Source organism: Nocardioides zeae, assembly GCF_010686755.1.
Taxonomy (GTDB): Bacteria; Actinomycetota; Actinomycetes; order Propionibacteriales; family Nocardioidaceae; genus Nocardioides; species Nocardioides zeae.
This window is the reverse complement of the sequence record NZ_JAAGXA010000019.1, coordinates 45,830-55,188: the sequence shown is the minus strand read 5'-3', so window position 1 is coordinate 55,188 and position 9,359 is coordinate 45,830. Positions and strand designations below refer to the sequence as shown.

Here is a 9,359-nt window from a genome sequence, read left to right as displayed (position 1 = left end):
CCCCGGTCGCCCGGGGAACACGCCGCTTTGACCATCAACGTTGATGGTCGAAGTGACACGTTCCCCGGTCGACCGGGGAACACGCCGCTTTGACCATCAACGTTGATGGTCGAAGTGACACGTTCCCCGGTCGACCGGGGAAAGTTTCGGGACGGCCTCAGGCCGCGAACTCCAGCTCGTCGAGGGACCGCACGCGGCGCACGCCGGCGGCGGGGTGCTCGTCGTAGCGGTCCAGCAGCACCGCCGCGAGGCCTGCGTCGAGCGCGCCGCGGACGTCGTTGACGAGCGAGTCGCCGACCATCAGCGTCGCGCCGGGCGTGACGCCGAGCCGGTCGCACGCGGCGGCGTAGGAGCGCGCGTCCGGCTTCGCCGCGGGGAGGGCGGAGGAGGCCAGCACGGGGGCGCCCAGGCCGTCGAGCAGACCGGCGATCCCCACGGCCTCGGTCTTGCGGCGCTGCTGTGTCGCGTCGCCGTTGGTCAGGACGCCGACGGCGAGGCCGGCGGCTGCTGCCCGACGCAGCGCCCGGGTGGCGTCGCCGAACGCGCGCCAGGCCGCCTGGTAGCCCACCAGGTAGCCCGCGAACGCGTCGTCGGCCGCCGCGTCGCTGCGGAGGTCGAGGTGGGGCAGGAACGCCCGGACCCGCGCACGGCGCTGCTCGGTGAACGTCAGGCGACGCTGCTGGTACGCCGCGTAGTAGCGCACCTCGAGGGCGGTCCAGCGCTCCGCGATCTCGTCGGGGGTGCCTGCCACGCCGTGGCCCGACGCCCATCGCTCGAGGCCCGCACGGGCCGCTCCGCGGTGGTCGACCAGGGTGTCGTCGAGGTCGAACAGCACAGCGGCGAGGGGGCGGCGGGGGATCACCCGCCGCAGTGTGCCAGCGACCTGCGACAGACCTCGATCTCTCCCGGCTGGCCCCGGAGTTGCACCGCTGTGATTCGGCTCGACACGCAGAACGCAAGGCGACACGCCGAGGAAGTCCACATTTTCCGGATCCAATCTTCCCCATCCGTCACACGAGGCCCTATTCTCACGCCAACCCCATGCGTCAGTGGGTCGGACGGCCCGTCCGGCGCGCGTGGGCACGAAAGCGGTGCCTGATGCCCCAGCACGACGGTCCGACCGGCGACCTGTCCGGAGTCCGCTTCCTCACCATCGCCGAGGTGGCCGCGGTCATGCGCGTCTCGAAGATGACGGTGTACCGCCTCGTGCACGGGGGCGACCTCCCCGCCGTGCGTGTCGGGCGGTCGTTCCGGGTGTCCGAGCACGACGTGGACGAGTACCTGCGCCGCAGCTTCTACAACGCCGGTTGATCCCGCGGGGCGACGCTGGTTTCGGTGCGGCGTGGCCCTCCGGCTACGCTGAGCGTCTGGCCGCCCCGTGTCCTCGGTGCGCGGTTCCGCTGTAGGCATGTGAAGAGGTAACTCGTGGGTTCTGTCATCAAGAAGCGGCGCAAGCGCATGGCGAAGAAGAAGCACCGCAAGCTGCTCAAGAAGACGCGCGTCCAGCGCCGCAAGCTCGGCAAGTGACGCCGCTGCGGGACTGAGGCGTCGCGGTGGGCCGGGTCGTTCTCGTCACCGGGGTCTCACGTGACCTCGGGCGGCGGGTCGCGCACGCCCTCGCCGACGATCCCGGCGTCGACCGCGTCATCGGTGTCGACGTCGTCCCCCCGCGGGGGGACCTCGGTTCCGTCTCGTTCGTCCGTGCGGACATCCGCACGCCCGTCATCGCGAAGGTCATCGCGCGTGAGGACGTCGACACCGTCGTCCACATGAGCGTCATCGCGACCCCCGGTGCGACCGGGGGTCGCAACGCGATGAAGGAGCTCAACGTCATCGGCACGATGCAGCTCCTCGCTGCCTGCCAGAAGTCGGAGACGGTCCGCCACCTCGTCGTGAAGTCGACGACGACGGTGTACGGCGCGTCCAGCCGCGACCCGGCGATGTTCACCGAGGACATCGAGCCCCGGGTCGCCCGCGGTGGCTACGGCAAGGACGCACAGGAGGTCGAGGGCTACGTCCGCGGGTTCGCCCGCCGTCGCCCCGACGTGCGCGTGCTGATGCTGCGCGCCGCCAACGTGCTGGGGCCGTCCGTGACGAGCCCGATGACGTCCTACCTCCGGCTCCCGGTGGTGCCGACCGTGCTCGGCTTCGACCCCCGCATGCAGTTCCTGCACGCGGACGACCTCGTCGGCGTGCTGCAGCACGGGGTGCACGCCGAGGTGGGGGGCACGTTCAACGTCGCCGGCGACGGCATCCTCACGCTGCACCAGGCGGTGCGGCGGATGCAGCGACCCAGCGTGGCCCTGCCCCCGTTCGCCCTCGGCGGCCTCGGTCAGGTCGTGCGCAGGGTCCGGCTCGCCGAGCTGTCGCCCGAGCTGGTCGCGTTCCTCACCTACGGTCGCGGCGTCGACACCTCGCGCTGCCGCACCGAGCTGGGGTTCACCCCCCGCTACACGACCGACGAGGCCTTCGCGGACTTCGCGGCGGACCTGGCCCCCACCTTCACGGCACCCCAGCAGGCCCTGGCGCTGCTCGCCGAGCGCCTGCCCGAGCCCGACGTCGAGCGCTCGGCGCCCGTCGCCGTGGCCTCGGGCTCCGTGCACCCCTTCGTCGCACCGGGAGGCCCACGTGGGTGACGCCGACATCATCCCGATCGGCACGCGCGGGCGGCCCGGTCGCGGCAGCGGCCGCGCCCGGCCGTCGACGTCCGCGCGCGACCTCGCCGGGTCCGGTAGCCGCCCTGGGGACGCGGCCACGCGGCGTACCCCCGCGGCGGAGCCGCCCGACTTCGCCGCCCCGCCCGAGGCTCCGAGCACCGAGGCCCCCCGCGCGCCGGCCACGGCCCAGGAGCGGGGCCCCCTCGCCGGGGTGCCCATCGGTGACTGGTTGGCCGCCTTCCAGCAGGCCGCCGCGGAGCTGTTCGGCGACGACGCGGAGCAGCAGCTGGCCCGCTTCCTCGCCTTCCTGCGTCGGCGGGTGACGGGGGAGTACGTCATCGACGAGTTCGGCTTCGACGCCGAGCTGACCGAGCGGTTCTTCCTCGCCGCCCTCAGGCCCATCGCCGAGAAGTGGTTCCGCGTCGAGGTGCGCGGCGTCGAGAACCTCCCGACGACGGGCGGGGCGCTCGTCGTCTCCAACCACTCGGGCACGATCCCCGTGGACGGGTTGATGACGATGGTCGCCGTCCACGACCACGCGGGCCGGTTCCTGCGCCCGCTCGGCGCTGACCTGGTGTTCCGCCTCCCGATCGTGAGCACCGTGGCGCGCCGTGGCGGCACGACGTTGGCCTGCAACGCCGATGCGGAGCGCCTGCTGCGCTCGGGCGAGCTCGTCGGGGTCTGGCCCGAGGGCTTCAAGGGGATCGGCAAGCCGTTCTCGGAGCGGTACAAGCTGCAGCGCTTCGGGCGCGGCGGGTTCGTGGCGGCCGCCGTGCGCACGGGCGTGCCGATCGTTCCGCTGTCCGTCGTGGGCGCCGAGGAGATCTACCCCCTGGTCGGCAACGTGCCCTCCCTGGCGCGGTTGCTGGGGATGCCCTACGTCCCGATCACCCCGACGTTCCCGCTGCTCGGCCCGCTGGGCCTCGTGCCGCTGCCGTCGAAGTGGATGATGGAGTTCGGCGAGCCGATCCGCACGGACGAGTACGACGCGGGTGCCGCCGACGACCCGATGCTGGTGTTCGACGTGACCGACCAGGTGCGCGAGACGATCCAGAGCACTCTCTACCGGTTGCTCATCGATCGCGGCGGCGCCTTCGGCTGACCGGGCTCCTCGGCGGCCGCGGGCCCATCCCGGACGTCATGCGATCCGGTGCGCGGGGCGACCGCAGCGCATGACGTCCCGCGGCGGGCTCGTCCCGACTGCCCCGACTGCCCAGGCCCCGCGCGGAACTGTGCGGATGGTGCGGCTGGGGCCGGGGCGGCGGCGTACCGGCGTCCCACTTGCCGAGTCCGGGCGCGGGGGCTCGCCAGTGCCCACCGGTCGTGGTGCCAGCCCTGCGGAAACCGGTGGCCTCCCACCACGACCCGGGGGACGGGCACTTCCGCCCGCCGGACGTCATGCGATCCGGTGCGTGGGGCGACCGCAGCGCATGACGTCCCGCGGCGGGCTCGTCCCGACTGCCCCGACTGCCCCGACTGCCCAGACTGCCCAGACCCCGCGCGGAACTGTGCGGATGGTGCGGCTGGGGCCGGGGCGGCGGCGTACGGGCGTCCCATTTGTCGACCCCGGGCGCCGGGCCGTCGTCAGTGCCCACCGGTCGTGGTGCCAGACCCGCGAAAAGCAGTGGCCTCACACCACGACCCGGGGGAGGGGGAGCGGTCAGGGCGTCGACTTGAGCCCGAGAAGCGTGTCGAGCGTCTCGGTGATCGCCTGCAGGGGCTCGGCGAGCGGCCCGGTGAGGCCGGTGATGCCGTCGGTCGCGCCGGTGATCCCGCCGCTGGTGCCGGGGATCCCGGCCCCGGGCTGCGGGCTGGCAGGGGCGGTCGGCTCGCTCGGCGTCGCGGCCGGCGGCTGCGACGGGGTGCTCGGCTCGCTGCCTCCGCCGGTCGCGGGCGGGGTGGTCGCGGGCGGCGCCGCGACCGGGTCGCCGCCGTTCTGCGGACCGGACACGCTGCCCGGGGGCAGGGCGGAGACGTCGACGTCGGGCACCACCGGCGGCGGGCCGTCGAACACGCCCTGGTCCAGCAGCGCGGCGGCGTTCGCCAGCGCGAACGGCAGCTCGACCGCGGAGGTCGACCCGCACGTCGGGCACAGCTCGAGAGCTCGACCGTCGATGTCGCGCAGCGCCGCGACGGCCGTCGCCAGGCCCTCCTGGTCGGTGGCCGTCAGGGACGGCTCCAGCTCGGCGAGGGTGGCGACGGAGGCGGCGACGAAGGCCCGCAGGTCGGTGACGGACCGGTCGTCGCCCTGGGCGCCGGCCGCGAGCAGGAGCTCGGCGGCCTCGTCGGACTGCTGCACGAAGGTGTCGAGCGCATCGGCGACGAGCGCGTCGCTCGCGGTGTCGTGCCGGTCGACGAGGCCCTGCACCTCGGCCAGCCGCTGCTGGGCGTGCCGCAGCGTCAGCGCGCCCCGCGACTCGTCGGTGAGGCTGATCGATCCGCGGGCGCCCTCGAGCGCACGCTTGACCGGGTAGAGCGAGTCGCCGGGGAGGGCGCCCTGCGCGGCGTACGCCATCGTGCTCGACCCGCCGGCCACGACGAGCGCGGCGGCGACGGCGGTGACGCGGCGCTGGCGGCGCGGGGCGTGGGGCGAGCGGCGGACGGTGAGCAGCTCGTCGGTGGCCGGGTCGGGGGCGACGAGCACGGTCGCGGCCTCCGTCATGAGGCGCGCGCGGAGCTCGGCCGCGAAGTCGGCACGCGGGGTGGGCACTGCGGCGCCCTCGGCGCGCAGCTGGGCGACCACGTCGAGCAGCGGCTCGAGGTCGGCACTCGGCGCGGAGGCGTCGTGCGCCGACCCGGAGACCGCTGCGTCGAGCTCCTCGGCACGGCGACGCGCCGTCGGGAGGGACATCATGCGGGCATCCTCATCGGTCGGTGGCCCTGTCCGAGGGAGGGCCGGACAGGTGCACTGTCCCGCTCAACGAGGGCGCAGGCCCGGAGGTTACGGCGGCTCACGAGTCCCGCATCCCCTCGGGCATCAGCTTCGCCAGGTTGCGCACGCCGCGCAGCTGGAGCTGCTTCACCGCACCCTCGCTGCGCTCGAGCGCAGCGGCGGTCTCGGCGATGCTCATCCCCTGCAGGAAGCGCATCACGAGGCAGTCCTGCTGCTCGGCGGGGAGCTGCGTGAGGGCCTCCATCAGCAGCTCGTTCGTGATCGCCGAGAGCACCGTCGACTCGGGACCGTCGTCGTGGCCGTCGTCGTGCAGCCCCATGTCCTCGACGGTGTGCTCGAGGCGGGTGCGGCCGGCCTTGAAGTGGTCGGTCGTGAGGTTGCGGGCGATGGTCATCAGCCAGGCGCCGAAGTCCTTGCCCTGCCAACGGAAGTCGCTCATCCGGCGGAGGGCGCGGAAGAAGGTCTCCGACGTCAGGTCCTCGGCGAGGGTGACGGAGCGCGTGCGGTAGTAGAGGAACCGGTAGACCGCGCCGTGGTAGTGGTCGTAGAGCAGGCCGAACGCCTCACGGTCGCCACCGCGGGCGAGGTCGACGAGCGCGATGAGGCGCTCCCGGTCCTCCGGGCGCTCCTCGGCGGAGTGGGCCTCGGCGCTGCCGTCCCCACCGCTGCCGTCCCCGCCCGGCTCTCCCGCGCTGCCGGCCGTGTCGGCCGACGGGGGCGCCGCGGTCCGTGCGCTGCCGACCACCTCGTGGTGGAGCATCGACGCCAGGGGGCCTCCGGCCGTGGCGAGCGCCGGGGGTGCGAGGGAGGCGAGCACGAGGTCACGCAGCGCGTCGAGCCCTCGCTCGAACGCGCGTGCGTGCTGCGCTGCACTGCCCATGGTGGTGCCCTCCCCGCTCCTCTCCCCAGGGGAGCGTCGGCCCAGGTTAGGCCTCGTCCGGGGCCTTGGGAACCGCTATCGACAAACTTGTCGGAGACTCGAGGCGGACCGATCGCCCGTGGACGACGTCCAGCAAGGGCGCGGGATACCGGTCGGTAGGGGTGGGGAGCGGAGGATCAGCGACGGGCGGAGCGGAGCGCCGTGCCGGCCGCCACGGCGCCTGCGGCGGCGCCCACGGCGGCGCCGGTCAGCAGGCCCAGGCGAGCCGCCTTGCGGCCCGTGCGGTAGTCCCGCACCCGCCAGCCCTGCTCCCGCGCGTGGGCCCGCAGCCGGCTGTCGGGATTGATGGCGCAGGGGTCGCCGACGAGACCGAGGAGGGGGAGGTCGTTGAAGGAGTCGGAGTACGCCGAGCAGCGCTCGAGGTCGAGGCCCTCCCGGGCGGCGAGGGCCTTGACGGCCTCCTTCTTGGCCGGGCCGTGGAGCATCTCGCCGACCAGGCGTCCCGTGTAGACGCCCTCGTCGTCGTGCTCCGCGACGGTGCCGAGCGCGCCGGTGAGCCCGAGCCGGCGGGCGATGATCGTCGCGATCTCCACCGGCGCCGCCGTCACCAGCCAGACCCGCTGGCCGCGGTCGAGGTGCAGCTGCGCCAGCGCCCGCGTGCCCGGCCAGATCCGCATCGCCATGGCCTCGTCGAAGATCTCCTCGGCGAGCGACTCCAGCTCGCCGACGGTGTGGCCGGCGATGAAGCCGAGCGCCGAGCTGCGGGCCTCCGCCACGTGCTCGGGGTCCTCGACGCCGACGACGCGGAAGTAGGCCTGCTTCCAGACCGCCCCGGCGATCTCGCGCGTCGTGAAGAACTCCCGCCGGTAGAGCCCCTTCGCCAGGTGGAAGATGCTCGCGCCCTGCATCAGCGTGTTGTCCACGTCGAAGAACGCTGCCGACGTCGCGTCGCGGGGCACGTCGAGCGCGGTCTCCACCTCCGCGGCGGCCGCCGACGCCTCGCCGGCGAGGCGGGAGCGGCGCTTCAGGTCGGTGCGCCGGACCGTCGCGGCGTGCGAGCGCGGACGGTCGGCGGCGGTCTCGTGCTCGGGGTCGGCCACGGGGTCGAGCCTAGGATGAGGAGCGTGACCCTGCCACCGGAAGCGACCCGCGAGCCGCGCGTCGTGCTCTTCGGGCGCGACGGCTGCCACCTGTGCGAGACGGCCCGCGCGGTCGTCGCCGCGGTGTGCGCCGAGCTGGGGGAGACCTTCCGCGAGGTCGACGTCGACGAGGACGAGGACGCCGCCGCCCACGTCGACCTCGACGAGATCCCGGTGACCTACGTCGACGGCCGCCAGCACGACTTCTGGCGCGTCGATCCCGACCGGCTGCGCGCGGCGCTGTCCTGACGGTCGCCGGCCACGCCGCACGGTCCTCGCCCAGCCGCTCCACAGCCCCCGCACGGGCGCGCTCCGTAGACTCCCCGATCGTGTCCGAGCCCGCCGCGACCAGCGCCGTACCCGCCGACGCGCAGGTGCGTCGCCGCGTCGCCTACGTGCTCCCGGTGTACGACGAGGGTCGCACCCTGCAGGCCTTCCACGCCGCGCTGCTGGCGGCCACCGCGCAGCGGCCCGACCTGGACTTCGAGTTCCTCTACGTCGACGACGGCAGCCGCGACGACTCCCTCGAGCAGCTGCTGGCGCTGCGGGCCGCCGACGACCGGGTCGCGGTGCTGGCGCTGTCCCGCAACTTCGGTCACCAGGTGGCGCTGACCGCCGGGCTCGACGCGGCCGGCGACGCGGACGCCGTGGTCGTCATGGACACCGACCTGCAGGACCCGCCGCGCGTCAGCCTCGAGCTGATCGCGCTCTGGGAGACCGGTGTCGACGTCGCCTACGCGCAGCGACGCACCCGGCAGGACACGTGGTTCAAGCGCACCACCGCGAGCCTCTTCTACCGGCTCCTCGCGCGCCTCGCCGACGTCGAGATCCCCCGCGAGGTCGGCGACTTCCGGCTCATGGACGCGCGGGTGGTGGCGGAGGTGGGCCGCTACCGCGAGCACGGCCGCTTCCTGCGGGGGATCGTGGCCCACGTCGGCTTCCGGCAGGAGGCCGTGCTGTTCGACCGCGACGAGCGCCACGCGGGCGCGTCGGGCTACGACCTGCGCACCATGCTCTCGTTCGCCTCCCACGGGTTGCTCGGGTTCTCCACGGCGCCGCTGCGGATGATCAGCAAGCTCGGGTTCGCCATCTCGGCGATCAGCGTGCTGCTGGCGGTCTACGTCTTCTCCGTGCGGGTCTTCACGCCGGAGCAGGCGGTGCCGGGCTGGGCGTTCCTCGGCGTCGGCATGTTCCTGCTCTCGGGCCTGCAGCTGATCATGATGGGCGTGATCGGCTCCTACCTCGGCCGTGTCTACGTCGAGACCCAGGACCGCCCGCTCTACTCGCTCGCCCTCGCGGCGCGGGGCCGCCGCAGCGCCCCCGGCACGCGCGACGCCCGCGACCCTCGGGGATGACCGCCCCCGCCGTACGCCGCGGCGCGGCCCTCCCTCCCGCCGTCCGCTTCGCCGGGGTCGGGATCCTCAACACCGCCATCGACGTCGGCCTCTTCCTGCTGCTGCACGCGTCGCTCGGGATCGTGCTCGCGAACCTCGTCTCGACGAGCGCGGGCATGGCGTTCAGCTTCGTCGTCAACGGCCTGTTCACCTTCTCGGCGCGGCGCCTCACGTGGCGCCAGGCCGGGCTGTTCGTCGCCACGACGGGCACGACCATGTGGGTGCTGCAGCCGCTCTTCATCCACGCCGCGCTGCTCCTGGTCGACCCCCTGCTGGTCGCCAAGATCGTTGCGATAGGTTGCAGCCTCGTCGTCAATTTCGCCGCCTACCGATTCGTGGTATGGCCGCGGGGCGGCCGCTGAGGCCTGCCCTCCCGTTTTGTTCTCCCGCCCCGGA

Annotated in this window: 11 protein-coding genes; 7 read left to right on the top strand and 4 right to left on the bottom strand. The window is 73.7% G+C overall.

The window, feature by feature from the left end; genetic code table 11:
- Window positions 1-157: 157 nt before the first annotated feature.
- On the bottom strand, window positions 158-862 hold the full coding sequence (locus tag G3T38_RS19350) for an HAD-IA family hydrolase (protein WP_206675936.1): 705 nt from the start codon (window positions 860-862) through the stop codon (window positions 158-160).
- 236 nt (window positions 863-1,098) lie between these two features.
- Between G3T38_RS19350 and G3T38_RS19345 the strand changes: the two genes are divergently transcribed.
- From G3T38_RS19345 to G3T38_RS19330, 4 genes are all read left to right on the top strand, one after another.
- Window positions 1,099-1,311 (top strand): helix-turn-helix domain-containing protein, encoded by a 213-nt coding sequence (locus G3T38_RS19345; RefSeq protein ID WP_163774237.1) that lies wholly within the window; start codon window positions 1,099-1,101, stop codon window positions 1,309-1,311.
- A 114-nt stretch (window positions 1,312-1,425) separates the two neighbouring features.
- Window positions 1,426-1,527, top strand: coding sequence for a 30S ribosomal protein bS22 (locus G3T38_RS19340; RefSeq protein WP_008356322.1), 102 nt, complete (start codon window positions 1,426-1,428; stop codon window positions 1,525-1,527).
- A 26-nt stretch (window positions 1,528-1,553) separates the two neighbouring features.
- Window positions 1,554-2,636 (top strand): NAD-dependent epimerase/dehydratase family protein, encoded by a 1,083-nt coding sequence (locus G3T38_RS19335; RefSeq protein ID WP_163774235.1) that lies wholly within the window; start codon window positions 1,554-1,556, stop codon window positions 2,634-2,636.
- Complete coding sequence (locus G3T38_RS19330; protein ID WP_163774233.1) at window positions 2,629-3,759, top strand: 1-acyl-sn-glycerol-3-phosphate acyltransferase; 1,131 nt, start codon at window positions 2,629-2,631, stop codon at window positions 3,757-3,759. The genes G3T38_RS19335 and G3T38_RS19330 overlap by 8 nt, the downstream gene beginning before the upstream one ends.
- A 558-nt stretch (window positions 3,760-4,317) precedes the next feature.
- On the opposite strand, the gene G3T38_RS19325 is transcribed toward G3T38_RS19330, so the two are convergent.
- From G3T38_RS19325 to G3T38_RS19315, 3 genes are all read right to left on the bottom strand, one after another.
- Window positions 4,318-5,511: a DUF5667 domain-containing protein gene (locus G3T38_RS19325; protein ID WP_163774231.1), complete on the bottom strand. Its 1,194-nt coding sequence runs from the start codon at window positions 5,509-5,511 to the stop codon at window positions 4,318-4,320.
- Between the two features lie 97 nt (window positions 5,512-5,608).
- Window positions 5,609-6,430 carry a sigma-70 family RNA polymerase sigma factor gene (locus tag G3T38_RS19320; RefSeq protein WP_241729078.1) on the bottom strand — a complete coding sequence of 274 codons (822 nt, stop codon included), beginning with the start codon at window positions 6,428-6,430 and terminating at the stop codon, window positions 5,609-5,611.
- A gap of 176 nt (window positions 6,431-6,606) precedes the next feature.
- Window positions 6,607-7,530: an HAD-IB family hydrolase gene (locus G3T38_RS19315; RefSeq protein ID WP_163774229.1), complete on the bottom strand. Its 924-nt coding sequence runs from the start codon at window positions 7,528-7,530 to the stop codon at window positions 6,607-6,609.
- 24 nt (window positions 7,531-7,554) lie between these two features.
- Here G3T38_RS19315 and G3T38_RS19310 point away from each other — a divergent pair, with 24 nt between their 5' ends.
- The 3 genes from G3T38_RS19310 to G3T38_RS19300 all read left to right on the top strand — a co-directional run bounded on the left by G3T38_RS19310 (window position 7,555) and on the right by G3T38_RS19300 (window position 9,325).
- Window positions 7,555-7,818, top strand: coding sequence for a glutaredoxin family protein (locus tag G3T38_RS19310; RefSeq protein WP_338037772.1), 264 nt, complete (start codon window positions 7,555-7,557; stop codon window positions 7,816-7,818).
- Between the two features lie 80 nt (window positions 7,819-7,898).
- Window positions 7,899-8,924, top strand: a complete 1,026-nt coding sequence (locus tag G3T38_RS19305) for a glycosyltransferase family 2 protein (RefSeq protein ID WP_338037771.1) — start codon at window positions 7,899-7,901, stop codon at window positions 8,922-8,924.
- Window positions 8,921-9,325, top strand: a complete 405-nt coding sequence (locus tag G3T38_RS19300; RefSeq protein ID WP_163774226.1) for a GtrA family protein — start codon at window positions 8,921-8,923, stop codon at window positions 9,323-9,325. The genes G3T38_RS19305 and G3T38_RS19300 overlap by 4 nt, the downstream gene beginning before the upstream one ends.
- Window positions 9,326-9,359 lie beyond the last annotated feature (34 nt).

Bases quoted from the DNA above. Each gene is read 5' to 3' on its own strand.
- G3T38_RS19325 (WP_163774231.1), bottom strand. From the start codon at position 5,511: ATGATGTCCCTCCCGACGGCGCGTCGCCGTGCCGAGGAGCTCGACGCA.
- G3T38_RS19345 (WP_163774237.1), top strand. From the start codon at position 1,099: ATGCCCCAGCACGACGGTCCGACCGGCGACCTGTCCGGAGTCCGCTTC.
- G3T38_RS19320 (WP_241729078.1), bottom strand. From the start codon at position 6,430: ATGGGCAGTGCAGCGCAGCACGCACGCGCGTTCGAGCGAGGGCTCGAC.
- G3T38_RS19300 (WP_163774226.1), top strand. From the start codon at position 8,921: ATGACCGCCCCCGCCGTACGCCGCGGCGCGGCCCTCCCTCCCGCCGTC.